The 24,196-nt window shown below is 60.5% G+C and carries 25 protein-coding genes; 10 read left to right on the top strand and 15 right to left on the bottom strand.

Going from position 1 to position 24,196, the window contains the following annotated elements; all coding sequences use genetic code 11:
• Positions 1-46 precede the first annotated feature (46 nt).
• The 7 genes from Mhypo_RS04620 to Mhypo_RS04650 form a co-directional block, all read right to left on the bottom strand.
• Entirely contained in the window at positions 47-856 is an 810-nt protein-coding gene (locus tag Mhypo_RS04620; RefSeq protein ID WP_119340132.1) for a carbohydrate ABC transporter permease, read from the bottom strand.
• A complete protein-coding gene (locus Mhypo_RS04625; protein WP_119340133.1) occupies positions 856-1,980 on the bottom strand; it encodes a carbohydrate ABC transporter permease in 1,125 nt (374 codons plus the stop codon). Before Mhypo_RS04625 ends, Mhypo_RS04620 begins: the two co-directional genes overlap by 1 nt.
• Positions 1,981-2,212: 232 nt before the next feature.
• Positions 2,213-3,451, bottom strand: coding sequence for an ABC transporter substrate-binding protein (locus tag Mhypo_RS04630; protein WP_119340134.1), 1,239 nt, complete (start codon positions 3,449-3,451; stop codon positions 2,213-2,215).
• A gap of 1 nt (position 3,452) precedes the next feature.
• Entirely contained in the window at positions 3,453-4,667 is a 1,215-nt protein-coding gene (locus Mhypo_RS04635; RefSeq protein ID WP_119340135.1) for an ROK family transcriptional regulator, read from the bottom strand.
• A gap of 85 nt (positions 4,668-4,752) precedes the next feature.
• Positions 4,753-5,217 carry a D-aminoacyl-tRNA deacylase gene (gene dtd / locus Mhypo_RS04640; protein WP_119340136.1) on the bottom strand — a complete coding sequence of 155 codons (465 nt, stop codon included), beginning with the start codon at positions 5,215-5,217 and terminating at the stop codon, positions 4,753-4,755.
• A gap of 208 nt (positions 5,218-5,425) precedes the next feature.
• Positions 5,426-6,256, bottom strand: coding sequence for a DegV family protein (locus Mhypo_RS04645; RefSeq protein WP_119340137.1), 831 nt, complete (start codon positions 6,254-6,256; stop codon positions 5,426-5,428).
• 192 nt (positions 6,257-6,448) lie between these two features.
• Positions 6,449-7,288, bottom strand: coding sequence for a DegV family protein (locus tag Mhypo_RS04650; RefSeq protein ID WP_119340138.1), 840 nt, complete (start codon positions 7,286-7,288; stop codon positions 6,449-6,451).
• A gap of 333 nt (positions 7,289-7,621) precedes the next feature.
• Between Mhypo_RS04650 and serA the strand changes: the two genes are divergently transcribed.
• Entirely contained in the window at positions 7,622-9,187 is a 1,566-nt protein-coding gene (gene serA, locus Mhypo_RS04655) for a phosphoglycerate dehydrogenase (RefSeq protein ID WP_119340139.1), read from the top strand.
• Between the two features lie 151 nt (positions 9,188-9,338).
• Here serA and Mhypo_RS17895 read toward each other — a convergent pair whose 3' ends face one another.
• The gene (locus tag Mhypo_RS17895; RefSeq protein ID WP_147075264.1) at positions 9,339-9,560 is read right to left on the bottom strand and encodes a hypothetical protein; all 222 of its coding nucleotides are present in this window, start codon (positions 9,558-9,560) and stop codon (positions 9,339-9,341) included.
• Between Mhypo_RS17895 and Mhypo_RS04660 the strand changes: the two genes are divergently transcribed.
• Both Mhypo_RS04660 and Mhypo_RS04665 read left to right on the top strand, forming a co-directional pair.
• Positions 9,559-10,623, top strand: coding sequence for a pyridoxal-phosphate-dependent aminotransferase family protein (locus Mhypo_RS04660; RefSeq protein ID WP_119340164.1), 1,065 nt, complete (start codon positions 9,559-9,561; stop codon positions 10,621-10,623). The two genes, Mhypo_RS17895 and Mhypo_RS04660, sit on opposite strands and share 2 nt — an antisense overlap.
• 57 nt (positions 10,624-10,680) lie before the next feature.
• Positions 10,681-11,481, top strand: coding sequence for an SDR family NAD(P)-dependent oxidoreductase (locus Mhypo_RS04665; RefSeq protein ID WP_119340140.1), 801 nt, complete (start codon positions 10,681-10,683; stop codon positions 11,479-11,481).
• A 92-nt stretch (positions 11,482-11,573) separates the two neighbouring features.
• Here Mhypo_RS04665 and mqnP read toward each other — a convergent pair whose 3' ends face one another.
• The 3 genes from mqnP to Mhypo_RS04680 form a co-directional block, all read right to left on the bottom strand.
• Complete coding sequence (gene mqnP / locus Mhypo_RS04670) at positions 11,574-12,434, bottom strand: menaquinone biosynthesis prenyltransferase MqnP (protein ID WP_119340141.1); 861 nt, start codon at positions 12,432-12,434, stop codon at positions 11,574-11,576.
• 73 nt (positions 12,435-12,507) lie between these two features.
• Positions 12,508-13,845 (bottom strand): flavin monoamine oxidase family protein, encoded by a 1,338-nt coding sequence (locus Mhypo_RS04675; protein ID WP_119340142.1) that lies wholly within the window; start codon positions 13,843-13,845, stop codon positions 12,508-12,510.
• Between the two features lie 238 nt (positions 13,846-14,083).
• A complete protein-coding gene (locus tag Mhypo_RS04680) occupies positions 14,084-14,917 on the bottom strand; it encodes a sulfurtransferase (RefSeq protein WP_119340143.1) in 834 nt (277 codons plus the stop codon).
• Between the two features lie 186 nt (positions 14,918-15,103).
• Here Mhypo_RS04680 and acuI point away from each other — a divergent pair, with 186 nt between their 5' ends.
• The 3 genes from acuI to Mhypo_RS04695 all read left to right on the top strand — a co-directional run bounded on the left by acuI (position 15,104) and on the right by Mhypo_RS04695 (position 17,197).
• A complete protein-coding gene (gene acuI / locus Mhypo_RS04685; protein ID WP_119340144.1) occupies positions 15,104-16,084 on the top strand; it encodes an acrylyl-CoA reductase (NADPH) in 981 nt (326 codons plus the stop codon).
• 61 nt (positions 16,085-16,145) lie between these two features.
• A complete protein-coding gene (locus tag Mhypo_RS04690) occupies positions 16,146-16,787 on the top strand; it encodes a lysophospholipid acyltransferase family protein (protein ID WP_119340145.1) in 642 nt (213 codons plus the stop codon).
• Positions 16,788-16,894: 107 nt separating this feature from the next.
• Positions 16,895-17,197: an HU family DNA-binding protein gene (locus Mhypo_RS04695; protein ID WP_119340146.1), complete on the top strand. Its 303-nt coding sequence runs from the start codon at positions 16,895-16,897 to the stop codon at positions 17,195-17,197.
• 444 nt (positions 17,198-17,641) lie between these two features.
• On the opposite strand, the gene Mhypo_RS04700 is transcribed toward Mhypo_RS04695, so the two are convergent.
• From Mhypo_RS04700 to Mhypo_RS04710, 3 genes are all read right to left on the bottom strand, one after another.
• On the bottom strand, positions 17,642-18,085 hold the full coding sequence (locus tag Mhypo_RS04700; protein ID WP_119340147.1) for a hypothetical protein: 444 nt from the start codon (positions 18,083-18,085) through the stop codon (positions 17,642-17,644).
• 47 nt (positions 18,086-18,132) lie between these two features.
• The gene (locus Mhypo_RS04705; RefSeq protein ID WP_119340148.1) at positions 18,133-18,753 is read right to left on the bottom strand and encodes a nitroreductase family protein; all 621 of its coding nucleotides are present in this window, start codon (positions 18,751-18,753) and stop codon (positions 18,133-18,135) included.
• Between the two features lie 441 nt (positions 18,754-19,194).
• Positions 19,195-19,926 carry a pseudouridine synthase gene (locus tag Mhypo_RS04710; RefSeq protein WP_119340149.1) on the bottom strand — a complete coding sequence of 244 codons (732 nt, stop codon included), beginning with the start codon at positions 19,924-19,926 and terminating at the stop codon, positions 19,195-19,197.
• Positions 19,927-20,075: 149 nt separating this feature from the next.
• On the opposite strand from Mhypo_RS04710, the gene hisG reads away from it, so the two are divergent.
• The 3 genes from hisG to Mhypo_RS04725 all read left to right on the top strand — a co-directional run bounded on the left by hisG (position 20,076) and on the right by Mhypo_RS04725 (position 22,472).
• Positions 20,076-20,717: an ATP phosphoribosyltransferase gene (gene hisG, locus Mhypo_RS04715; RefSeq protein ID WP_119340150.1), complete on the top strand. Its 642-nt coding sequence runs from the start codon at positions 20,076-20,078 to the stop codon at positions 20,715-20,717.
• A gap of 174 nt (positions 20,718-20,891) precedes the next feature.
• Positions 20,892-21,908 (top strand): aldo/keto reductase, encoded by a 1,017-nt coding sequence (locus Mhypo_RS04720; protein WP_119340165.1) that lies wholly within the window; start codon positions 20,892-20,894, stop codon positions 21,906-21,908.
• Between the two features lie 141 nt (positions 21,909-22,049).
• Positions 22,050-22,472: a cytochrome P460 family protein gene (locus tag Mhypo_RS04725; RefSeq protein WP_119340151.1), complete on the top strand. Its 423-nt coding sequence runs from the start codon at positions 22,050-22,052 to the stop codon at positions 22,470-22,472.
• A gap of 45 nt (positions 22,473-22,517) precedes the next feature.
• Here Mhypo_RS04725 and Mhypo_RS04730 read toward each other — a convergent pair whose 3' ends face one another.
• Complete coding sequence (locus Mhypo_RS04730; RefSeq protein WP_119340152.1) at positions 22,518-23,507, bottom strand: quinone oxidoreductase family protein; 990 nt, start codon at positions 23,505-23,507, stop codon at positions 22,518-22,520.
• 32 nt (positions 23,508-23,539) lie between these two features.
• On the opposite strand from Mhypo_RS04730, the gene Mhypo_RS04735 reads away from it, so the two are divergent.
• Positions 23,540-24,172: a TrmH family RNA methyltransferase gene (locus Mhypo_RS04735; protein WP_371862146.1), complete on the top strand. Its 633-nt coding sequence runs from the start codon at positions 23,540-23,542 to the stop codon at positions 24,170-24,172.
• Positions 24,173-24,196: the final 24 nt, after the last annotated feature.

Here is a 24,196-nt window from a genome sequence, read left to right on the forward strand (position 1 = left end):
CACTCCGCATCGCATGTGGAGTGTTTGTGGCGAACGCGATAGCTTCCTACCCCTTCACCGACCCCGCCAACAGCCCCCGAATGAAGTAGCGCCCCAGGAAGATGTAGACCAGGAGCGTTGGCAAGGCGGCCAGCAGGGCCCCCGCCATGGGCAGGTTCCACTTCACCGCCTCGCCGCCTGCAAGCTGGGCCAGGGCTACGGTGATGGGCTGGTTGGCGGGGCTGCTCACCAGCGTCACGGCAAACAAAAACTCGTTCCAGATCTGGGTGAACTGCCAGATGATTACCACCACAAACCCCGGCACCGAGAGCGGGAACACGATGCGGCTGTAGATACCAAAGAATCCCGCACCATCTATGCGCCCCGCCTCGATCATCTCGTCGGGGATTTCGGCGTAGTAGTTGCGGAAAATAAGGGTGGTGATGGGCAGCCCGTACACCACGTGTACCAGAATAAGCCCCCATAACGTACCACCCAGCCCAATATCGCGCACAAACTGGAACAGCGGAATCAGCACAGCCTGGTAGGGGATGAACATGCCAAAAAGCATCAGGGGAAAAACGATATTGGCCCCAGGGAATTTCCATTTAGCTAGCACATAGCCATTCAGCGAACCCAGCAAGGCCGAGAGAATGGTGGCAATGATGGTCAGGAAAAAGCTATTTTGCAGCTTGGGCAAAAAGGCCGTCCAGGCCTGGGAAAAACTCTCCCAGTACCAGCGCTCGGGGAGCCGCCAGGTGTCCTTCAGGGTTATGGCGGAGGGTTCTTTGAGCGCAGTGATGATGACCAGATAAACCGGCAGCAAAAAAAACAGCGTGGCCAGGAACAAAACCCCATACTGCACAATCCGACCCATCATCGCCGCACCTCGCTTTTGAGCTGGCTGTACAGGTAGGGCACAATCACCGCAGCCACCAGCAAGAGCAGAATCATCCCGATGGCCGCCCCTTTGGCAATTTGATTGGCGCGGAAGGTGGTCAGGTACATCAAGAGGGCGGGTACGTCGGTGGGGGCGTTGTCGGCCCCGGCCATGGCAAAAATCAGGTCGAAAATTTTGAGCGAGATGTGGCCCAGGATGATCATGGCCGAGAGCGTGATGGGGGCCAGTAGCGGGAAGATGATGCGCTGGTAAAGCTGCCACTCCGAGGCACCGTCTACCCGGGCGGCCTCGCGCAACTCTTCGGGAATACCGCGCAGCCCGGCCAGGTACAGGGCCATGGTGTAGCCCGACATCTGCCAGACGGCGGCCATAATTATGCCGATAAAGGCCAGGTTAAAGCCGTGGGGTTCGTCGTAGGGAAGAGGTTGCAGGGTGCGGCCCAGTGTGAAGGCCCACAGGAGCAGCAAAGCCGTCGAGCCGGAGGCGATAAAGCCCCGCCGGCGCTCACCGTTCCGAAAAGCCCCGAGTGCGATGAACACCAGCACTGCGCTCACCACCAGGGCGGTAAGGAAGGGCAGGTCGTTCCAGCTTACCTGCCAGATCTGCTCGCGGCTGGTGAGCCAGGCGAACTCGCCCTTGGGCAGCCCCACCAGGGTGGGGAGCTGGTTGACACCGCCCTGCGGTTGCAGCATCCAGCGCCAAATGGTTCCGGTCACGATGAACGAGAGCGACATAGGAAACAAGAAGATGGTGCGGAAAAAGCCCTCGCCTTTAGGACTGCGATCCAGCACAATGGCCAGCCCCAGCCCCACCCCCAGGCAGCCCAGAATGAAGAACAACGTGAAGAAGAAGGTGTTGACCAGATCCTGACGAAACCGCGCATCCACAAACCCGGTAAAGAGTTCGCGGTAGTTTTCAAAACCGATGAAGCGAATCTGGGGGTTGGCCGAGAGGGCCTGGGCCGGGTCGCGGCCCCAGTCGGTGAGGGAGGTATAAAAGGTCTGGAGGATAAAACCATAGACGAAAATGCCCAGCAGCACCAGCGAGGGCAGGATGACCAGGAAGCCGTAGAGGGTGTCTTTATTCTTGAGCCAGTTCATCTTTACCTCTGGGGTTGGCACCTCGCTAGTTATAAAGGCAGTTCTTTGTTTGCGTGGCAGCGTGGTGGGTTATTTCGCCGGGTTCATTCCGGGCGAAGCAAGGAATCGGGTGTTCTAAAGGCTCCGTCGGCTACGCCTCCGCAAAACGACCAGTTGAGCAATGCCGAGGGTGGATTGTGCGAAAAAGGACAGAAAGGAGGGGCAGGCTCGCAGACCTGCCCCTCCAGGTGAACTACTGGCCCAGACGAACCTGGGTGGCAATGGCCTGGGCTGCATTGGAGGCAGCCTGGGCGTTGCGGCCCGAGAGGTAGATTTCCATCACGGTGCCAAACTGGCTCATGAAGGACTCGGGGGCCACAGCACCGTGTACCAGCGAGCCCACAATGCGGTTGTTGCGCCAGTCTCGCATGGCCGATTGCAGGTAGGCGTTGTACTTGCTGGGGTCGGAGTCGGTGCGGGCAGCAATCGAACCCTTGAGCGGGTTGAAAGCGTCCTGGCCTTCTTTGGAGCCGACCAGCCGCAGCCAGTTGAGCACGTTAGCGCGGTTCTTCACACCCTTGGGCAGTCCGAAGGAGTCGGAGAGCATCATGAACACGCCGGCCGTACCGGGTGCCGGGGCCCAGCCGAAGCCTTCGCCGGGTTTGAGGCCCTTGGTGGTGGTCATGTAGCCGGCAGCCCAGTCACCCATGATGTTGAAAGCCGAAGTGCCATCCAGCACGCGGTCTACCGCCTGCTGCCAGGAGAGGCCCGAGGCGTCTTTGTTGGCGCAGTCGAGCACCCGGCCAAAGGTGTTCCACACCGCCACTACCTTGGGGTCGTTGAAACGTAGCTTGCCGTTCCAGAGGTTGGTGTAGTCGTTGGCACCGAGCACCCCCAGGGCCACCGACTCCCACAGATGCTGTTGGGTCCAGTTTTCACCGAGGGCCAAGGGCGCTTCCAGTCCCTTGCCTTTGAGGGTCTGGCAGGTGGTCAGGAACTCGGCCCAGGTTTTGGGTGGCTGTACCCCCCACTCCCGCAGCTTGGCAGGGTTGTACCACATCACGTTGGAGCGGTGGATGTTGACGGGTACGCTGTAAATCTTGCCTTTGTAGGAAATCAGGTCAATGAGCCCTTTGGGGAAGCGGTTCATCCAGCCTTCTTGCTGGAACAGGGGGGTCAGGTCTTCCATGCGGTCGGCTACCACCCAGGTACCGGTGAGTTCTTGACCCGCGTGTACCTGGAAGCTATCGGGGGGATCGCCGCCCAGCATGCGGGTCTTGAGGACGGCCCGGGCATTCACCCCGGAGCCGCCGGTCACGGTGGCGTTGATGACTTCCACGTTGGGGTAGCGTTTTTTGTACAGATCAATCAGGGCTTGTAGAGCGGGGCCTTCGTCTCCGGCCCACCAGGAGAAGATTTCCAACCTCCCCGACTGGGCCACTGCCAGCGAGCCAAGGGCTGCGGCTACCAGGGCTAAGAGAAACTTTCGCATATTATGTCCTCCTCGTCATAGATGGGGCGCCAATGGTTGGCCGAGTCCCCAGGGTGGAGATTGGCGGGCTCCACTCCCTGGTTCCACCATTTGCTAGAAAGCGCTGCAGCACCAAGGCAGCGGCGCCCATAGCCGGGGCCAGATGTCCGAACGCGCTTGGCTTGACGGGTATTTCGGCGTGTTCGGGAATAAAAGCCAGGTTACGAATGGTCTGGCGCAGGGGGGCCTCGAGCCACTTCCAGGCCTCGGCCCCGGCCCCGCCCAGCACCACCGCAGCGGGGTCAAAGGTGACACACAGGTTAACCACAAAACGCCCCAACTCGTAGGCCAGGTTTTGCAGGGCCTGCAGGGCATACGGGTCTTGCTGCTCGGCCCGTTGCAGGATGCCCCAAAAGCCTTCCTGCCGGCCACTGGCAGCCTGGTAGTGCCGTACCATGGCGCGCAGTGAAAGGGCGTCTTCGACATCCCCGCCGCCGCTGCGGCTTTTGGGTTGGCCGGTGAGCCAGTGGCCCAGTTCGCCGGCAGCCCCCAGGCGGCCCCGGTAAACCTGCCCCTCCACCACCAACCCCGTTCCCAGGCCCGTGGTCATGACCACGTAGACCAGCGGGCTTTGATTCTCGCCCCAGAAGGTTTCGCCCAGGGCGGCAGCGTTGGCGTCGTTTTCGACGTTTGTGGGGACTTTTAGCAGGGCCTCGAGCAAATCGGCAGGCCGCTCGTTGCGCCAGCCCGGGCCCGGTGCATAGATAAGATTTCGTCCGCTGACCACGCCGGGGACAGCAAGCCCCACCCCCAGCAGATGCGTGGGGTCCACCAGCCGGATTCTGACCTGTTCGGCCAGTTTGGATATCCGCTCGGCCAGCGGGGTGTAGGGGCTTTCGACCCAATCCCACTCGCCGTGGATTTTGTTGTTCAGGTCGAGCAGGACGATTTGGGTATTCTCCACGCCCAGCTCGGCCCCCAAGGCCAGGGTGTGCTCGGGGGAGAACTCGAGCTCGGTGCCGGGGCGGCCCAGGCCGGGCTTGTGCTGGTTACCTTCGTCCAGCAGGCCTTCTTCAAGCATCTCCTGAACCAGCGAAGAGACCGTGCTTTTGGTAAGGCCTACCGCACGGGCCAGCGTCGCCCGGCTCGAGGGGCCGTTTCGGCGCAGGGCTTCCAGAATCAGGCGGCGGTTCTGCCGCTTGATGGCCTGCTGGTCAAGGGGTGCGTTGCGGGCCATGGCACCTCAAATAAAGCACTTAACTTAGTAAGTTCAGCGAACGAACTATATCCCATCCGATTGCGGCCTGTCAACTGCCTGGGGCCTAGCTACGTCGGTGCTGGAACCGTTCGGCGGAGTCGAGCCAGATTGTTACAGGGCCATCGTTGATCAGGTGTACCTCCATATGGGCCTGAAAAACCCCGGTCTCGACGTGAAGCCCCTGCTGGGTCATCAGATCGCAAAAACGCTCGTAGAGCTGCCGACCTTCATCGGGTGCTGCCGCCTCGATAAAGCTGGGCCGGTTGCCCTTGCGGGTATCGCCGAACAGGGTGAACTGCGACACGGCCAACACCTCGCCCCCCACATCGGCCAGGGATAAATTCATCTTGCCATCGGCGTCGGCAAAAACCCGCAGCCCCGCAATTTTTCGGGCCAGGTAGGCGGCATCGTCCAGGGTGTCGCCCCTTCCCACGCCCAGCAACACCAGCAACCCCTGTCCAATCTGGCCCACAACCTTACCCTCTACGACCACCTGGGCCTGGCTAACTCTTTGCACAACGGCACGCACGTCCAGACGATAACAGGGAAGGGGGGGTGTTGTCAGCCGAAAGCTGAATGCCGGGGTGCTTCCATCGTACTGGTTACTACATTCAATACATCCAACTCGGGATACCTCGAGGTCAGGCCACTCTGAAGACGGGCAACCCGGGTTCGACCAACGCCATGTGGCGCAGTGTAGAGGCCCTCGAGCCTTGCTCTGGTGTGTGAATCCTGGTTTACCTTGGTGCCGCAAACAGCGCGACTGTGCCGGGGCCGGTGTGGGCAGCCACAGCGGGGCCGCACTCCCGCAAGTCTTCAATCACCACACCCTCCTGGCTAATCAGCTTGCGGAGTTCTTCGATGCCCTGAGGGTTGTAGGCGTGGGCTAGGATGACCCGGGCCCCCTCGGGGAAGGCCTGGTGGAAAGCCTGGGCAAGTTGCTGTAAGCCCTTGTGCCAGCCCCGGGCCCGCTCGAGGGGCCTCACCAGCCCATCCCGCACCTCGAGCACCGGCAGTAGCTTGAGCAGGGAACCAATGAAGTGCTGCAAGCCGCCAATGCGCCCGCCTCGGTGCAGGTATTCCAGCGTGGCCGGTAGCACGAAGCCACGCACCCGCTGCACCAGTGGGGCAATAGCCTCCTCCAGCTTGTCCCAGGGCACCCCCGCCGAGAGCTTGCGCTGTACCTCCTCGATCACAAAAGAAAGCCCGCCGTTCAGGGTAAGGCCATCTATCACCTTGACGCGGTTACCAAACTTCTCGGCTACCATACGGGCTGTGGAGCAGGTACCCGAAAGTTTGCTCGAGACATGTACCGAAACAATGCGGTCGAATTTCTCGAGCAAATTCCTGTACAAAGCCTCCAGATCCACCGCAGAAATCTGGCTGGTGCTGACCTTTTTGCCGGCGAGTTGGGCCTGGATCACCTCGTCCGGGGTCATCTCCACATAGTCGCGGTAGCTCTTGCCTTCGATGATGACTTGCTGCGGGATTACGTATACATCCCGCTTGAGGGCTTCCTGGGGGCTCAAACCCAGGGTTGAATCGGCAACAAACGCGGTACGTTCCATCTTCACCTCCCTGCTGTATTTCCAGAAACCCGATTCAGCCGAGTATAGCTGATGTTGTATTGATCGCACGCGTTACGCGATGGGCGCTACTGGCCCAACGGCTTTCAAGGGAGGCCGGGTTATGTGTGGCCGCACCTCGAAGATGCCAGCTCTTTGTCGCAGGTCGGATATCTGGGCTACCCACTCTGGATTTTACAGGCTGTAGGCGTAATACCCGTAAAGCCCCGGCCCGGTGTGGGTGGAAATCACGCCCCCAATGCTACTGGTGATGCGCTCTTCCAGGGGCAGCCCGGTGGCTTGTACGGCAGCTTTGAACGCGGCCACATCGCTTTCTTCAGCGTTGTAGAGGTAGTAGATACGGATTTTCTGGCGACCTGCGGCCCAGGTCTTGAGGGATTCGACCATCTCGGCCAGGGCTTTTTTCTCGCCCCGGGCCCGGCCTGCGGCCTCGACCTTGCCTTCCTTAACGGTCAGGATGGGCTTGATGCCCAGCAGGCCCCCCAGCAGGGCCTGAGCCCCCCCAATGCGCCCGTTTTTCTTCAGGTAGTCCAGGGTGGCCAGGGTGAAGCGCACGATGTGGTCGGCGCGGATGCGCTCGAGTTCGACCAGTACCTGCTTCAGGTCGGCCCCCTGGTCCAGGAGCTCCTTGGCTCGTTCGACCATCATCCCGATGCCCATGCTGGCGGCCAGTGAGTCAAAAACCGTGACTTTGCCGGGGAACTCCTGCGCGGCCAGGTTGGCCGAACCCACCGTGCCGGAAAGCTTGGAGGAGATATGAATCGAGAGCACGTGGTCGGCTTTTTGCAGGGCGCGTTCGTAGGCGGCCTTGAAGTCGGCGGGGGAGGGCTGGCTGGTGCTGGGCATTCCCGCTCCGGCGGCTACCCCTGCAAAGATGTCGGCAGGGGTGATTTCCACCCAGTCTTTGTGGATTTTGCCCTGGAAGTTGACGTAGAGGGGTACTACCTCTACGCCCATCTCGGCGGCGCGGGCCTGCAGGTCGGAGGTCGAGTCGGTTACGATGGCTATTTTCATGCAGTCTCTCCTTTGTGGTTCGGGCTATCAGCCCGTCACCAGGGTTTTTGGGTTAGGTCACACCTGTTCCGTAAGTCTAGCACAGGGTTTGTTTTGTGGGCCTCACGGTACGGGATTGAACTTGGTGTTATCTTTTTGCCCTTTTCCTCTCCCCACGGTAGGAGAGGGGGCGACACTACACGTTTGTTGGAGCCCTGTTTTATTGTCTGGAACTCTACCTCAGCCATGAAGATGAAAGCCTGCCGCCTTCTCCAGGAGCTTGTGCCATCTGGGACAAGGTGATAAGGTTGGGGCGAATGCCGGGGTATACCGGCTGGCTCCCAGGACAAAACTATGTGGAAAGTGCTTGTAACCGATGAAATGCGGCTGGGTGAGGTGAAGCACCCAGACCTTCGGCTCGATTATCGGCCCGGAATGGCTCGAGAAGAGGTCCTACAGGTAATCGGGCAGTACGACGCTCTCATTACGCGCAGCCGTACCCAGGTGGATGCCGGGCTGCTCGAGGCCGGAGTCAACCTCAAGGTGGTGGGCCGGGGTGGGGTGGGGGTAGACAACGTGGACCTCGAGGCCGCCTCCCGCCGGGGCATCCTGGTGGTAAACGTACCCGAGGCCAACACCCGCTCGGCAGCGGAGCTGGCCTGGGCCCTGTTGCTGGCTGTGGCGCGGGGCTTGGTGGAGTCGGATCAGAAGATTCGCCAGGGCCAGTGGGATCGCAAGTACCTGGGCTTGGAGCTCAACCACAAGACCATCGGCATAGTGGGCCTGGGGCGCATTGGGGGGCAGGTGGCCCAGTTTGCCAAGGGCTTTGATATGCGGGTGCTGGCCTACGACCCCTACATCCCCCGCAGCCGGGCCCAGACCCTGGGGGTGGAGCTTTTCGATGACCTGACCGATATGCTGCGCCAGTGCCACTTCCTGACCGTTCACACCCCGCTCACGAGCGAAACCCGGGGCATGATTGGTCGCCGTGAGCTTTACTTGCTGCCCAAAGGGGCGGTGGTGGTGAACGCAGCACGCGGCGGCATTGTGGATGAAAAGGCCCTGGTGGAGGTGCTGAACGAGGGGCACCTGTGGGGGGCCGGGCTGGACGTGTTTGTGGATGAGCCGCCCAACGCCGAACACCCCCTGGTGCACCACCCCAGGGTGGTACATACCGCTCACCTGGGGGCCAATACCCAAGAAGCCCAGGAGCGGGTGGGCGAGGCTGTTCTGGAGCGGGTCATCGAGACCTTGCAGGGCAACCTGGCCCACGCCCTCAACACCGGCTTCGATGCTGAAGGCTTGCAGATGTTCTCGGCCTGGCTGCCCCTGGGCGAAGCGCTGGGTAAGCTGCTGGCCCAGATTACCCAGGGCCGCCCCCAGACGGTCGAGGTTTCGTATTATGGCGAGTTCGAGAAAAACCCCGACCCCATCGCTTCGGCGGTGGCCAAGGGGCTGCTGGATCAGGTGTTGGAAGCAGGTGCGGCCAACCTGGTTTCGGCCCGACCCCTCCTGCGCGACCGAGGCATCTCGCTCGTTACCCGCCAGGTCGAGCAGTCGCTCGACTACCGGCAGGTGCTGGAGGTGCGCCTCGAGACCGACAAAGAAGTTCGCAAGGTTCGGGGAGCGGTGCTGGGCGGTAAGCCCCGTATCGTGGGCATTGATGACCACATGGTGGAGGCCGTGCCCAGCGGGCACATGCTGGTCTGTGTCAACCGCGACCGGCCCGGCGTGGTGGGCAAAGTGGGTACGCTCTTGGGCGAGAACGGAATCAACATTGCGGGTATGCAGCTAGGCCGCGACAACCCCGGCGGCAAGGCGCTGTTTGTGCTGGCCATTGACGAGCGCCCCAGTGAGGCGGTGCTGGAGGCCCTGCGGGGCCTGGACGTGCTCGAGCGGGTGGATCTGGCCGCGCTCTAATACCAGATTCGGTTGATTCGGTTCCCGAACGGTAAAGAATCAACCCGACCGAAGTTATCCGCGTAGCGGAGGGCGATACCGCCCCTTGGAAAGGAGACGCTTTTTTCGCCGACCGTAGGGAGGGGTGTGCTCTAGGATTCATAAAGACAACCTATGGTTTTTTTTGATTTTGCGAGCTGTCTTTTTGAATCCGGTATAAGCTGCGCTGCATCGGGTTATTGCTGGGAGTGTTCCAGGCGGCAGGCAATAAATGGATGTCAAACAAACGTGCGGCATCGCCGCCATCTCCCATAGTGGGGAGAGGGATAGGAAAAACGATAAAAGCCCGCCGAATGCTTGTATGACGACTGCAGGCCTCTAAAATGGAGCCCATGTACCGCCCTCGTCTGCTCACCCCCGGCCCGGTTGAACTACATCCCAAAGCCCTGGAAGCTCTTTCCCGGCCGCAGCTTCACCACCGTTCGGACGCTGCCAAACAAGTCTTCTTGCAGGCCAAAGCGGGCCTCGAGGCCGCCTTCCAGACCCAGGGCCAGGTGCTTATGCTTACCGGCTCGGGCACGGCGGCCATGGACGCGCTGGTGCAGAACCTGTTTGCCCCCGGCGAGCGGGTGCTGGTGCCGGTGCACGGCAACTTTTCCGAGCGCTGGGCCAAGATTGCCAAGGAAGCTGGTCTAGAAGTAGAGCGTATTGACCTCCCCTGGGGCCAGGTGGTGCGCCCGGAGCATCTGGGAAGCGCCACAGGCCCCTTTGCCGGGCTGCTGCTCACCCACTCCGAGTCTTCCACCGGGGCCCTGAACGACGTGCGCACCCTAGCCCAGGCCTTCAAGGCCCGCTTTCCCGAGGCGCTGGTGGTGGTGGACGCCATCACCAGCCTGTTTGTGAGCGCGTTTGCCCTCGAGGGCTGGGGCCTCGACGCTGCCGCCTGTGGCTCGCAAAAGGGCATCATGTGCCCGCCCGGGCTGGCCTATGCGGCCCTCTCGCCCCGCGCCCTGGAGCGCCTGAAGCCCCGCGGCTTTTACCTCAACCTGGCCTCGGAGCTGAAGGTGCAAAGTACCGGCGAGTCGGCCTGGACGCCCGCCATCAACCTGGTCGCTGCCACCGCCGCGGTGCTGGAAGACCTGCTGCCTCGGCTGCCTGAGCACATCGCCCTCAAGCAACACCAGAACGACCTTTTGTACGCTGCCGGCCAGGGACTGGGCCTGCAAGTGGTGCCCGAGGCGCGAAGCCCTGCCACCACCTGTTTTTACCTGCCGGAAGGGGTTTCCTATGGCCAGGTCAAAAACGCTTTTGCCGCGCGGGGTGCCACCATCATCGGCGGACAGGGCCAGCTCAAGGGCAAGGTCTTCCGGCTCTCGCTGATGGGTTACTCCGACCTCTACGATGCCTACGCGGTAGCCCAGATGCTACGCGATGTTTGGGCCGAGCTTTCTGCTTGACTCTCTGGGACAACATGCCAGCCGCTTTGTGGTAAAAGTGCCTTGAGAGGTGGAACTATGCAAGTGCAGGGGAAGGTGATAGCAGTCACAGGCGGAGGGAGCGGCATGGGGCGCCACCTGGTGCTACACCTGCTTTCTAAGGGAGCGCGGGTGGCAGCGGTGGACATCAACGAGGCGGGCTTACAAGAAACCGCTTCGCTGGCTGCAAACCCGGAGCGCCTCTCCACCCACGTGCTCAACATTACCGAACGTGCGTCGGTAGAAGCTTTGCCTGCCGAGGTCGTCGCCCGGCACGGGGCGGTGGATGGCCTGATCAACAACGCGGGCATCATCCAGCCCTTTGTACGCATCAACGATCTGGACTATGCGGCCATCGAGCGGGTCATCAACGTCAACTTCTACGGCACCCTCTACATGACCAAAGCTTTTTTGCCGCACCTTCTGGCTCGTCCCGAGGCCCATATTGTGAACATCTCCAGCATGGGCGGCTTTCTGCCGGTACCCGGGCAGAGCCTGTATGGGGCTTCCAAGGCGGCGGTCAAGCTCCTGACCGAGGGGCTGTATGCCGAACTGCTGGGTACATCGGTGCGGGTTACAGAGGTTTTTCCGGGGGCGGTCGCTACCAACATCACCGCCAACTCAGGAGTAGAAATACGCCAGATGGAAAGCCAGGGGCGCTCTTCGCTCAAACCCCTCCCGCCCGAGGAGGCTGCGAGGCGCATTATCGCCGGCGTGGAGCAGAACCGCTTCCGGGTGTTGGTGGGCTCCGATGCGCGTTTGATGGACTTCCTCTACCGCCTGGCCCCTGCCTGGGCCACCCGCTTCATAGAGCGTCAGATGCGCTCGCTACTGGGCTAGGAGGCCTCTTTTTATCGTGCTGCAGCCTCACTGGTGAATCCACCAGCCTGACCTAAGCCCTGAGGATAGCCGAAAAGAGATTTAAGGAGGGTTCAAATCCAGGTCTCGAGCAAAATGATCAGCAGCATGCCCAGGCTCACCACCACATTGGCCTGGAAGAAGGCCTGGTCTACCTTGCTCAAATCGTCCGGTTTTACCAACCAATGTTCGTACCAGAGCACCGCGCCCACGCCCAGTACACCCAGGTAGTAAACCCAACCTGCCCCGACCAGAACCCCCGTAAGTAAGAAGAACCCAAAGGTGAGGGCGTGGGAGACCTGAGCGATGCGCAGCGCCACAGGAATGCCAAAGCGGGCCGGGATGCTGTAAATACCGTTTTCGCGGTCGAAGCGGTAGTCCTGGGTAGCGTAGAGGATATCGAAGCCTGCCAGCCAGAAGGCCGTACCGGCCCACAGCGCAAACAAAGCGGGTTCAAACGCACCCGTAACGGCAATCCAGCCGCCTGCGGTGGCCGCTCCAATGGTGAGGCCCAGCCAGAAGTGGCACAGCCAGGTAAAACGCTTGGTGTAGCTATAGCCCACCAGAAAAAAAACCGCTACCGGCAGCAGTTGTGCGGTTAGGGGGTTCAGGTTCAAGGCGGCCAGGGTCAGCAAGAGCAGGCCCACTACCGCCAGGGCCAGGACTTCGTTTGGCTTGACCAGGCCCCTGGGCAGGTGCCGCCCGGCGGTACGGGGGTTGGCAGCGTCTATGCGCTGGTCGATGAGCCGGTTGAGGGCCATGGCCCCAGTGCGGGCGCCCACCATGGCCACAGTAATCCAACCAAACACCTCCCAGCCCGGCCAGCCCCGGGCGGCCAGCAGCATGCCGCCATAGGCGAAGGGCAGGGCAAACAGCGTATGTTCGAAACGAACCAGATCGAGATAGGTTTTGAGTCGGCTGGTCAGGGCCACCATATGTCTGCCCAAGTTTACCCTGAGGCCCAGCCGGCAATGTGGGCAGGTGGGGGTTTTGCAGACTGCTGGACTGCTATGCCCGGTTTTCCAGAACCTCCCTGGCGGCCCGCTCCCCGGCTTCGATGGCCCCCTCGATATACCCGTAGTAGTGGACCGCCGTCTCGGTTCCGGCCCAGTGGATACGCCCGATGGGGAGGCGCAATTCCTCGAACCCTGCCGACATTACCCCCGGCGGGGCGTAGCACTGGTAGCCTCCGCCGATAAAGGGCTCGGTAAGCCAGTCGTGGTCGAAGTAGAGTCTGGGGTAAAGGGCTTCTTCTCCGAAAACCAGGGCCAGGTCTTCCAGCACCGCCCGGCGACGAATTTCAAACGGCTTGTCGCTCCACAGCACTGCATCATCCCCACCGATGAAGGCCACCAGGGCGGGGTTGCGTTCATCGTAGGGGGTGGCGTCAATGGTGTCATCGAAGAGCAGCCGGTCGGGGTCTATGGGGGTGGCGGGTCTGTGGCGCCAGAAAGGGTGGTCGTAGAGGGCGAAACACTTGATTACCGAGCCCATCTCGAGCCGTTGCATGAGCTTGGTGCGGCGGCGGGGCAGCACCGGCTCAAAGTCGATGCGGGTGACCTGATTGGGCGGGATGGCCAGTATGACCCGCTCGGCCCGCACGCTCAGGCCTTCAGCAATGACTGTGACGCCCTGGGTGTCGTGCAGAATGTCGTAGACCTGACAGTTCAGCCGGAGTGTATCGCCTAGTTGCTCGGCCAGCTGGGTGCAGAGGGTCTGCATCCCCTCACGCACCCGCAGGGTTTCGTTGCCGCGCTCGAGGCCCAGTACCCCCTCAAAGCCGCCCGCGCTCTTGAGGCTATAAAGCAGGTGCAACACCGAGAAGTCCTTGGGCTCGATGGTGTACTCGGTGCGGATGATCTGGTCGAACAGGTTGCGTAGATAAGGGCTATCGAGGTTCAGGCGCTTCCACTCCTCCACGCTTTGTACATCCAGTGCAGAAGCATTGGGGGTGGCCGAGGGCTTCTCCACATTCACACTCTCGACCAGAAAATCCAGTTGAGCCTTGACCCAGGCCCACTCGGCCTGGGTGAGCTGGTCCATCGAGGAGAGCGGTTGGACGGCCAGGTCTATCCGCCCCGAGTTGTGTTGTTCAAAGGTCGTTAGCCCCAACTCCCGAATCAGCCCCATGACCCGGGGCATATCCGGGCTGACCCATTGCCCGCCCAAATCGAAGGTCGAGCCGTCGGGCAGGGTTTTGCTCAAAAGCCGCCCCCCCACCCGGTGATGGGCCTCCAGCACCACCACCTTAAGCCCCACTTCTTGCAACATCCGTGCAGCCACCAGCCCCGAAATTCCTGCGCCCACCACCACCACATCGGCTTGGTTACTACCTGCCTCACTCATACCAACCACCTGCCCGCGTACTCGAGGGCCTTTATCCTGCTGTTTGCAGGTTTAAATCTGTTTGGAGTTAAGTCCGTCAATACGGCTGTTTGTGCGCGGTGTCGCCCCCCCGAAGGCGCGGCCAAAGCCGCTGCCCTTTTACCGATTTACCCCAGAATAACGTACTTACAGGCTATGAGCAGGAGTGGGGGCCTTTGCTAAGGGGCAACACGAGTTTCCATCGCTTTTTCCCGGCTCTTCACTCCTCGCCTTTCGCCACCGGACGGCTGTTGTCCGATACCCAGTCACTCCACGAACCTGCGTAGAGCCTGGCCGGTTTGCCGATGAGCTCGAGCGCCAGCACATTCGCTGTAGCCGAGACGCCCGAGCCGCAGTACGCAATCACCTCACCCTCGAGCCCGGCAAACCGTGCCGCCTGGGCCTCGGCTGGCTTGAACCGCCCCAAGGCATCCAGGCTGTCCAGCCAGTTGCGGTTGATGGCGCCGGGAATGTGCCCGGCTACCGGGTCTATGGGTTCTACCTCGCCCCGGTAGCGCTCGGGAGCCCTGGAATCAATCAGGATGGTGCCCGGCGGACGCTGGGCCACCGCCTCGGCATCCACCACCATCTCGGGCCGGGGGTGGGCCCTGAAGGAGATGGTGGGGTATTCGACGGCCAGGGTAGAAACCTCGTAGCCGGCCTCTTTCCAGGCCTTTATGCCGCCGTCCAGTACAGCCACCTGGTCGTGGCCCAGCCACCGGAGCAGCCACCACAGGTGCGGGGCGTACATGCCGCCAGCGGGGGGTTCGTCGTAGGCCACCACAAAGTGCTCGTTGCCGATGCCAGCCCGGCCCAGGGTCTTGGCCAACGCCTCCGGTGTGGGTAGGGGATGGCGGCCACCTTTTCGGTCGGGCCTTACGGGCCCACAGAGGTCTTGCTCCAGATCCAAAAAAATGGCCCCTGGAATGTGCCCCGCCTGGTAGGCCCGCCTTCCGGCCATAGGGTCTTGTAGGGAAAAGCGGCAATCCACAATGCGAAGCTGCGGTTGGCCGAGGTGTTGGTGCAACCATTCGACACTGACCAGGGGATTCATAGCAGCAGCCTAACAGAGCAGGGTGCCGGGGGTCGAGGGCGCTGGCCACAGCGCGGGTTAGGGCCTCTGGTGGATGGTGTTTTTGTGCCCGGCTTGAGGCTATCCGCCTTTTGGTAATGATCAGCGGGCGTTCAGCTTTGGGGCCATTTCAAGACGCCTCCAGGTGCCATCCTGTATGTTGTTGCCATGCAAACCTTCAAGGCTTTGGTAGTAGAAACCGGCGACCCCTACACGGCCCAGATTCGGCAGGCTTCGGTAGACGAACTGCCCCCCGGCGACGTGCTGGTGCGGGTGGCTTACAGCAGCCTCAACTACAAGGATGGCCTGGCGATTACCGGCGCGGGCAAGGTTATCCGCAGTTTTCCCATGGTGCCAGGCATTGACTTGGCCGGAACGGTGCTGGAGTCGGCCTCGCCAGATTACAAGCCGGGTGATGCGGTGATTCTGACCGGCTGGGGGGTGGGCGAGCGGCACTGGGGCGGGCTGGCGGAGTTGGCAAGGGTGCGGGCCGAGTGGCTGGTGCCCCTACCCGATGGGCTCACCCTGCAACAGGCCATGGGCATCGGCACGGCTGGCTTTACCGCCATGCTGGCGGTAATGGCCCTCGAGGCCCACACCATAGACAAGAACCGCGATGTACTGGTAACCGGCGCGGCAGGGGGTGTGGGCAGCGTGGCTACGGCCCTGCTGGCCCGGCTGGGCTACCGGGTGGTGGCCTCTACAGGCCGCACGAGTGAAGAAGCCTATTTGAAGTCATTGGGAGCTGGTGAAATTTTGCATCGCAGCGTGCTGGCTGCCCCAGCCAAGCCCCTCGAGTCCGAGCGTTTTGGTGGGGCGGTGGATACCGTAGGTGGGGCGGTGCTGGCGGGGGTTTTGCCGCGCATGGCCTACGGCAGCAGCGTAGCGGCCTGCGGAAATGCAGGGGGGGTGAAGCTCGAGACTACCGTCTTCCCCTTCATCCTGCGGGGCGTGAACCTGCTGGGCATTGACTCGGTGATGTGCCCCAGAGAAAAACGCCTTCGGGCCTGGCAACGCCTGGCCCACGACCTGCCCAAGCCCCTCCTGGAAGCGGCCATCCAGACCGTAAGCCTGGAGGAAGTGCCGGGGCTGGCCCAGGCCATTCTGCAAGGCCAGGTGCGGGGGCGGGTGGTGGTGCGGTTGTCATGAAGCCATGTGGCTTCATGGCCGGATTCCTGGCTTTGGGCTTATTTGCTTATTATGGGATGCCATGTACGAGTATGGTCTGAGGGTCTACTACAACACCAAAGCGCTGGCTAAAGCGCTGCTTCAGGTGCTGTTTGGTTTAGAGGTAGAAGGTGCGGAGAAAATTCCCAAGGAAGGTCCGGTCATCCTGGCCTCCAACCATATGTCCTTCCTCGATCCGGTGGTGATGGGGGTGGCCTGCCCTAGGGTGGTGAGCTATATGTCACGCGACGATGTGTTCAAATACCCCATCCTGCGCTGGCTTTTGCCACGGCTGTACGTAATACCGGTCTCGAGGGGCGCGGGCGACCTGGGGGCGGTCAAAGCGGCCATTCGTACCCTTAAAAACGGCATGGCTTTTGGCATTTTCCCAGAGGGACGCCGTAGCCGCACCGGCTTTATCGAACCCTTCAAGACCGGCACGGCTGCGATTGCCCTGCGCACCAACGCCCCGATCGTCCCTGCCGCCATTATCGGAAGCGATAAAGCCTGGCCGGTGGGCAAGGGGCCCCGTCTGCGGCGGTCCATTCGGGTGGTGTTTGGCGACCCCATTGTCCTGCCCCCAGGAAAGACCGACCACCAGACCTTAGAAGAGGTGACCCGGCAGCTCGAGGCCGCTGTAACCGCGCTTTTGCCCCCCGAATATCACAGAAAGCCCACCGTTTAGCCATTCTGTCTAGGGCGAAACGGCTACCAACGTCGCCCTGGTGCTTGCAATTTGGAGATAAGGTGTGATACACTCCGTGCTGAAGGGAAAATAAAGGAGGTAACTGTATGGCAAGAGCTGGATCCAAGAAAACCAGAACCAAAGCCGACCTGATCGACCAGGTAGCCGCTGCTGCTGGCTTGAAGAAAAAAGACGCTAAGGCCGCTGTGGACGCTTTCCTCAGCAAAGTCGAAGATGCGCTCAAGGCCGGTAGCAAAGTGCAATTGACCGGTTTTGGCACCTTTGAAGTGCGCAGCCGCAAGGCCCGTACTGGCGTGAAGCCCGGTACTACCCAAAAGATCAAGATCCCCGCTTCCAAGTATCCTGCCTTCAAACCCGGCAAAGCCCTGAAGGAAACCGTCAAGAAATAAAATTGCAGTCCCTTCCAATAGAGGGGGGCTCCGGCCTCCTCTATTGCTTTTTACCGTACCTCACTACAGATTCATACCAGATTCGGTTGATTCGTTACTGAATGGTAACGAATCAACCCGACCGAAGTTATCCGCGTAGCGGAGGACGATACCGCCCCTTGGAAGGGAGACGCTTTCTTCGCCGACCGACAGTGAAGGGCCATCGGCCCCCGGCTAGCGCCGGTACTCAAGGGAGGGGTGTGCTCTAGGATTCAAAAAGACAGTCTCTAGTGTTTTTGGTTTTGTAAACTGTCTTTTTGAATCCGGTATTGTCTCAAACTTGTAATTCAAGCCGAAGCTTACTGCTGTGCGAGACGTATCAGATTCCTCGCTTCGCTCGGAATAACCTACGGCGGAGTTGTTAGATTTCATGCACGAAACGCAAAACTGCAAGAAATCAGCTATTCAACCCAAGCGCAACAAGGGCCGCCACCAGGGAATGGCCAGCAACATCAATGCCAGGCTCAGCCCATACCAGATCAAGGCCTGGCGCTGTTTGATCAAGGCTTCGGCAGCTTTTTTGACGCGGGTGCTGCCTACATGCGCGAGCACCACTGCTGCCAGCATCAACACCCAGTGTTCGGCAATGAAGAAGCGGGTCTGGCTATTTTGCATGGCTGCGCCCAAGTTGCCCCATGCGCTTTGTACCAGAGGGCTCAAAAAGAGCAGCAAGATGCCTAGTAACAGTTGCAAATCCATCAAGCCGGTATAAACCTGGCCGGCCTGGCGGTCGGCGGGCGCATAGGTGCGGCTTTTGAGCCCGCTCAGGCTTCGGTAGATCAGATAAACGGCGGCCAGCAGCACCAGCCAGCGGGTGATGTTGTGGACGGACAGAAGCAGATCGTACATGCTTCTAGCCTAGAGCAAATTTCTCTATAAAAACACCCTTGCTGCTTTTACCGCCACTGCACCACGCGCTCGAGGTTGTGGCGGTGGTGTTCGTGCCCCGCTTCATCCGCAATGCCAATGGGCAACAAGGCTGTAATAGCCACATAGGAAGGCAGGCCCAAAAGTTCCTTAACCCTGGCAGCATTGAAGCCGCCCATCGGTACAGTATCGTAACCAAACGAACGGGCCATCAGCATTAGAAAACCCAGCAAAATAAAGCCCTGAGCTTTGCCCCAGTTTTCCCGTTCTTCATCGCTTTTGCCCTCCCAGGCCTTGCGCATATTGGCGGCTCTGGTTTGCTTTTGCTCTTCGGAAAACCCAGGGTGGAAGATTTCTTCTACCCGCTCGAGGGTGTCCTTCATATCGCTATATACCACCAACACTGCAGGTGCTGAGCTCACCTGGGCCTGGTTGTTGGCAGCTTCGCGCAAGCGCTCCTTGAGTTCGGGGTCTTGCACCACTACCACCCGCCAGGGCTGAAGATTGTTTGAGCTGGGTGCCTTCAGGGCAAGAGCAAGTATTTCTTCCAATTTCTCTTTAGGAATCGGTTCGGGCTTGAACTTGCGGATGCTGCGGCGGGTTAGTACAGCTTCTTTGACCGAGAGAATTCGTTCGCTAACGGCTTCCATATAAAGGCCTACTGTAGCCCATCTTCTGTGGTCAACCATGCCACACTTTACAATTCATAGCGTTTGGAACAGTTGCACCCCATAGGATGGATCCTAAAAGTTAGTTGATCGCAGCAAAAATCAATTAGGAAAAATAGATCCATTGAGCCGCTCACCAGTTTGGCCAACGCACGGTTTTAAGGGTCACGTGCTTCCTCTTCCTCTCCACGCTCTTCGGATCCACCAGATCACTCTTCCAGACTGGCGTCAGTTGGCCCATGACCTCCGCCGCATCCTCATTCCTGAGGTCTGTCTCATTCCGTTCTCGCTGAGCAAGCCCGTCCAAGGCCTTACTCGATGCCTACCGTCTTTCATGCGTTACCTGGTGCAAATTCTCAATAGACCGCCTGTTTGAATCCGGTTATGGAACGCTTCAAGCAAGTTTCCTGCATACCGCTTTTTTTACTTCTCCCTCAAACCCACGGCCTCGTATAGAGCGCCTATTTCCTCGGGAAGTAGCTTGCGGGATTTCCCTGTAGGTAAGTCGCTGGGAAGGGAGAGCGGCCCATAAGCAACACGCTTGAGATAGGTTACCTGGTTGCCCCTGGCGGCAAACATCCGCTTGACCTGGTGAAACTTGCCTTCGTGAATCACCAGTTCCACTTTGCGGGGGTCGGGGCCAATGTGCAGTTCGGCAGGCTGGAGCGGTTCGCCCTCGAGTTCAAGTGTGCCCGATGCAAATACCGCTACATCTTCGGGCGTGGCCGGGGCAGCCAGCTCGACATAGTAACGCTTGGCTACCTTCCAGCGCGGGTGGGTCAGGCGGTGGAGCAACTCGCCATCGGTGGTAAGCAGCAAGAGTCCTTCGGTGTCCTTGTCCAGGCGGCCTACGGGCATCCAGTCGCTGCGCTGCCATTCTTCGGGCAGCAGGGCAGTGATGGGGATGCCGTCGCGGTCTTTGGTGGAGGTAATGTAGCCAGCAGGTTTGTGGAGCATCAGGTAAAAATAAGCCTGGTACTCCAGCAACTCCCCCGCCACCTCGATGCGCGACATGGCGGGGTCAAACTTGAAGGCCGCGTCGGTGATGATGTTGCCGTCTATGGTAACCAGGCCTGCTCGAGCCAGCCGGTGTATCTCCTTGCGGGTGCCCACCCCCAGGTGTCCCAGCACTTTGTCGAGGCGTTCTTTGGCCATGTTAAATAAAAAACCCCCGCTTTTTCGGGGCTGATAGTAAAAGTATATGGTCTTATGCGCTATGCGTCAAGGTTATGCAGGGCAGTCTCTGGTTTTGCCACGTTTTCCCAACGCTTGGATTGAGCGCTTTGTGATATAAGAAAGCTTGAATGATAAGGGGACGCTTCACGCTGGTCGTAGCCCTGCCCAAAGGGCGCAATTTTGCCGATGGTTACAACGCCCTGGCAGGGGCGGGCCTGGCCCTACCGACCCTCGAAAACGAGCGGGCTTTGTTGCACGGTCAGGAGGGGGGCGTTGCGATCCTCGAGCTCCGCAACCACGATGTCCCCACCTACGTAGACCTGGGCATTGCCGATGTCGGCGTGGTAGGCAACGACGTGCTCCTGGAGTCGGGGCGCGATGTCTACGAGCCCGTAGACCTGGGCACAGGGGCCTGCCGCCTCTCGCTGATTCGCCACCCCCAGGCCACCGGCCCCATCCGCCGCATTGCCACCAAGTATCCGCGCTTTACCGCCCAGGTCTTGCGCGAACGGGGTTTAGCCGCCGACATCATCGAACTGGCGGGCAACGTCGAATTGGCCGCCCTTACCGGGCTGGCCGATGCCGTGGTGGACGTGGTGCAGACCGGGGCCACCCTGCGGGCGGCGGGTCTGGTGGAGCTCGAGGTGCTGGCCCACTCCACCGCCCGTTTCATCGTGAACCGGCAGTCCCTCAAGCTCAAGCGCGATCTGCTGCGCCCGCTTATCGAACGCTTGCGGGCCAACGCCCATACCCTGCCAGCCTCCACCTGACCGAAGATGATTTTGACGATGGACAAACACCCCTACGGTGTGGAGGCGGGTGTACGTCATGCACTGCGCTGCTGAAGAACGAGCTGCACTAGATACACGCTCATTGCAAGGCCGTTCTGGGTATATCAGCCAGTGCCCTTTACCAAGAACACGGCCGACGTAGAATCGAACCCTATGAGCTACCGTAGACTGGGAAAATCCGGCCTGTTTGTTCACCCTATCGCCCTCGGCACCATGCAATTTGGCTGGACCGCCGACGAGCCCACGGCTTTTGCCATTATGGACGCCTTTGTGGAAGCGGGGGGCAATCTGATTGACACCGCCGACATCTACACCACCTGGGCTGCTGGCAATCCCGGCGGGGTTTCGGAGGAAATTATTGGTCGCTGGCTCAAGAGCCGGGGGCTGCGTGACCGGGTGATTGTGGCCACCAAGGTGCGCGGGGCCATGGGGCCCGGCGGTTCCGAAGGGCGCAACCATCCCTTGCAGCGTGAAGGGCTTTCGCGGGCCTGGATTATGCGGGCTGTGGAGGACAGCCTGCGCCGCTTGCAGGTCGACTATATAGACCTTTACCAAGTGCACTGGGTAGACAACCAGGTCCCCATCGAAGAAACCCTATCGGCCCTGACCGACCTGGTACGCAGGGGCTACGTGCGCTACATCGGCTGCTCCAATTTCTCGGCCTGGCGCTTGATGCAGGCTTTGTGGGCCTCGGACAAGCATGGCTTGGAAAGCTTTGTTTCCATCCAGCCCGAGTACAGCCTGGCCATGCCCACCCGCATGAACTTCGAGCGGGAACTGGCCAGGGTGTGCGAAACCTACGGCCTGGGGGTGATTCCCTACAGCCCCCTGGCCGGTGGCTTCCTGACCGGCAAGTACCGCCGCGACCATCCCCTGCCCGAAAGCGTGCGGGCCCAGGGCATTGCCAATGGGCGCTTTAGTGAGCAGAACTGGAACATCCTGGACAAGATTCTGGCAATCGCTCAGCAGCGTGGGGCGCACCCGGCGCAGGTAGCACTGGCCTGGCTCCTCTCCCGTCCCTTCATGACCGCGCCCATCATTGGGGCTAACAGCGTGCAACAACTGCAAGACCTGATGCCTGCGGTTCGCCTGCAGTTGAGCCCGGAGGAGATAGCTGCGCTGGCCGAAGTGTCGAGCTGGCCTCTTTCGCGCACCGAGCGGGAGATCTGATAGGTCAGACCGTTAGAGCGCAGGATGTCCGTGCTTATGTTGTGTCCCTACCGTGAGCGGATTATGAACCCGCTGCTTAGTAAGCTATCGGACACAGCCGATAGATTCTGGTGGTAAGTATAGCGCAAAGGGAGGTGGGGCATGAAGCAGTATGTTTTGCTTGCAGGGCTACTGGGTGTAGCCATTGCACAGGGCTTGAACGGGGTTCCAGCGGCCTATGCAGGCTTCGCCAAGTGGGAGAAAGTGGCTACCAGCGGCTTGCCTACCGGCGGCCCCCACGCTGGCCAGGCCAAGGTGGTGTATGCCAACCCGGCTGCCCTCAAGGAATGGAAATCGGGCAGGGCTTTGCCAGTAGGTAGCATCGTGGTCAAAACAGCTGGCCCCACCCGCGCCCCCACCCTGATCGCCACCATGGAAAAGCGCCGGAGTGGCTGGTACTACGAAGAGTATTTCCCCGAGGGCGGTAGATATGTGTTGAAATTTGGTGGCCCCAATGGACAACAGCTCTGTGTGGGCTGTCATACCGGAGTGCAAGCCAAGGACTTTTTGTTTACTCGCCCGTGAAGCTCAGACCGCTTCTGGCCTGGCTATTTGCTCCAACAGCAGCATCTATGTGTTATATGGGATCGCTTGGGGATAAAGCAAAATTTTACCCACACTTTGGCGTTGCTCCATCAGGGCGTGGGCTTTGGGGGCTTCTTCCAGTTTGAACCGGGCCCCAATTTCTAGCCGAATTTTCCCGGCCTTAAGCAGCTCAAACACCGCTTCCACCGTGGGCCTTAGCAGCTCGGGTCGGCTGCGCCGGTAGTGTCCGCTGCTGTAGCCGATGACCGCCTTGTTCTGGCGGTGCAGAGGGCGGGTTTCGAAGGTTCCAGCCTGTCTGCTGGCGTGCCCATACACCACCAGTCGGCCAAAGGGGGCCAGACACTGCATTCCCTGGTTGAAGACCTCGCCGGCCACCGAGTCCAGGATCAGGTCGGCGCCTTGCTGCTGGGTGAGGCCCAGTACCTTTTCCGCAAAGTCCTCGTAGCCCAACACTTCATCGGCCCCCAGGTTGCGCACAAACTCGGCTTTGGCGGGGCTGCCCACGGTTCCGAAGACCCGTCCGGCGCCCAGTGCTTTGGCTATCTGTATTGCCAGGCTCCCCACCCCTCCGGCAGCGGCGTGTACCAGCACGGTCTCGCCTTTTTGTAGCCGCCCGGCCCAGGTCAGGGTGTTGTAGGCCGTGACCAGCGCGGTGAGGCCCGATACCGCCTCGTCCGGAAGCTGGGGGGGAACGGGGTAGGTGAGTGCCGCTTTAGCAGTCACTTTTTCGGCATATGAACCGCCTGCTGTAAACACCGCGACCCGTTGCCCCACCCACAGGCCCTCCACGTCTTCCCCCAGGGCTTCTACCACCCCCACCGCATCCAGTCCCGGTATGAATGGGGGCAGCGAGCCGGCCTCGTAGCCGCCCCGCCGGGCCTGCACGTCGGCGTAGTTAAGGCTCGTGAGGGTGGTGCGTACCAACACTTCGCCCGCTTTGGGGCTGGGGTCGGGCACTTCCTGATAGCGCAGGGTTTCGGGAGGTCCGTTTTGCTCAACCACAATGGCTTTCATGGTGCTATTTTGGCACGTTACAATAAACCTTCGTGACGCCGGAACGCCTCGCCAAAATGCGTGCGGTGCTGGATAAGCGCCAGCCCGACCTGACGGTGCTCCTGGAACGGGTGCACAAGCCCCACAATTTCTCGGCTATCCTGCGCTCTTGCGATGCGGTAGGGGTGCTGGAGGCCTACGCAATTCCCGCTAAGCACGGCATTCCTGACCTGGACGAACCCGAGGGTCTAAGCTTGCAGGGCAAAACCTACAACGAGACCTCCGGCTCGGCGGCCAAGTGGGTGGGGCTGCATCTTCATGAGGACACCGTCTCGGCCTTTACCCATTTGAAGGCGCGTGGGTTTCAGGTGCTGGCTGCGCATTTTTCTGAGCGGGCCGTGGACTACCGCGTGGCCGACTATACCCGCCCGACCTGTATCCTGCTGGGTACCGAAAAGTGGGGGGTTTCGCCCGAAGCCGCCGAACTATCGGACGGGCATATCCAGATTCCCATGATGGGCATGGTGCAGAGCCTGAATGTGTCGGTAGCGGCGGCGGTGATCCTCTTTGAGGCCCAGCGGCAGCGCATACAGGCGGGGTTTTATGAACAGCCCCGCCTTTCGCCAGAGCACTACGAGGCTGTGCTGCGAAGCTGGGTAGCTCGGCATGAGCGGGGTCGGGGCTAGTTTGCACAGCTTTTGAATGCTTTA

The sequence above is a fragment of the Meiothermus hypogaeus genome (assembly GCF_003574035.1).
GTDB lineage: Bacteria > Deinococcota > Deinococci > Deinococcales > Thermaceae > Meiothermus > Meiothermus hypogaeus.

Bases quoted from the DNA above. Each gene is read 5' to 3' on its own strand.
- Mhypo_RS04620 (WP_119340132.1), bottom strand. From the start codon at position 856: ATGGGTCGGATTGTGCAGTATGGGGTTTTGTTCCTGGCCACGCTGTTT.
- Mhypo_RS04625 (WP_119340133.1), bottom strand. From the start codon at position 1,980: ATGAACTGGCTCAAGAATAAAGACACCCTCTACGGCTTCCTGGTCATC.
- Mhypo_RS04630 (WP_119340134.1), bottom strand. From the start codon at position 3,451: ATGCGAAAGTTTCTCTTAGCCCTGGTAGCCGCAGCCCTTGGCTCGCTG.
- Mhypo_RS04635 (WP_119340135.1), bottom strand. From the start codon at position 4,667: ATGGCCCGCAACGCACCCCTTGACCAGCAGGCCATCAAGCGGCAGAAC.
- Mhypo_RS04645 (WP_119340137.1), bottom strand. From the start codon at position 6,256: ATGGAACGTACCGCGTTTGTTGCCGATTCAACCCTGGGTTTGAGCCCC.
- Mhypo_RS04650 (WP_119340138.1), bottom strand. From the start codon at position 7,288: ATGAAAATAGCCATCGTAACCGACTCGACCTCCGACCTGCAGGCCCGC.
- serA (WP_119340139.1), top strand. From the start codon at position 7,622: ATGTGGAAAGTGCTTGTAACCGATGAAATGCGGCTGGGTGAGGTGAAG.
- Mhypo_RS04660 (WP_119340164.1), top strand. From the start codon at position 9,559: ATGTACCGCCCTCGTCTGCTCACCCCCGGCCCGGTTGAACTACATCCC.
- Mhypo_RS17895 (WP_147075264.1), bottom strand. From the start codon at position 9,560: ATGGGCTCCATTTTAGAGGCCTGCAGTCGTCATACAAGCATTCGGCGG.
- Mhypo_RS04665 (WP_119340140.1), top strand. From the start codon at position 10,681: ATGCAAGTGCAGGGGAAGGTGATAGCAGTCACAGGCGGAGGGAGCGGC.
- mqnP (WP_119340141.1), bottom strand. From the start codon at position 12,434: ATGGTGGCCCTGACCAGCCGACTCAAAACCTATCTCGATCTGGTTCGT.
- Mhypo_RS04675 (WP_119340142.1), bottom strand. From the start codon at position 13,845: ATGAGTGAGGCAGGTAGTAACCAAGCCGATGTGGTGGTGGTGGGCGCA.
- Mhypo_RS04680 (WP_119340143.1), bottom strand. From the start codon at position 14,917: ATGAATCCCCTGGTCAGTGTCGAATGGTTGCACCAACACCTCGGCCAA.
- acuI (WP_119340144.1), top strand. From the start codon at position 15,104: ATGCAAACCTTCAAGGCTTTGGTAGTAGAAACCGGCGACCCCTACACG.
- Mhypo_RS04690 (WP_119340145.1), top strand. From the start codon at position 16,146: ATGTACGAGTATGGTCTGAGGGTCTACTACAACACCAAAGCGCTGGCT.
- Mhypo_RS04695 (WP_119340146.1), top strand. From the start codon at position 16,895: ATGGCAAGAGCTGGATCCAAGAAAACCAGAACCAAAGCCGACCTGATC.
- Mhypo_RS04700 (WP_119340147.1), bottom strand. From the start codon at position 18,085: ATGTACGATCTGCTTCTGTCCGTCCACAACATCACCCGCTGGCTGGTG.
- Mhypo_RS04705 (WP_119340148.1), bottom strand. From the start codon at position 18,753: ATGGAAGCCGTTAGCGAACGAATTCTCTCGGTCAAAGAAGCTGTACTA.
- Mhypo_RS04710 (WP_119340149.1), bottom strand. From the start codon at position 19,926: ATGGCCAAAGAACGCCTCGACAAAGTGCTGGGACACCTGGGGGTGGGC.
- hisG (WP_119340150.1), top strand. From the start codon at position 20,076: ATGATAAGGGGACGCTTCACGCTGGTCGTAGCCCTGCCCAAAGGGCGC.
- Mhypo_RS04720 (WP_119340165.1), top strand. From the start codon at position 20,892: ATGAGCTACCGTAGACTGGGAAAATCCGGCCTGTTTGTTCACCCTATC.
- Mhypo_RS04725 (WP_119340151.1), top strand. From the start codon at position 22,050: ATGAAGCAGTATGTTTTGCTTGCAGGGCTACTGGGTGTAGCCATTGCA.
- Mhypo_RS04730 (WP_119340152.1), bottom strand. From the start codon at position 23,507: ATGAAAGCCATTGTGGTTGAGCAAAACGGACCTCCCGAAACCCTGCGC.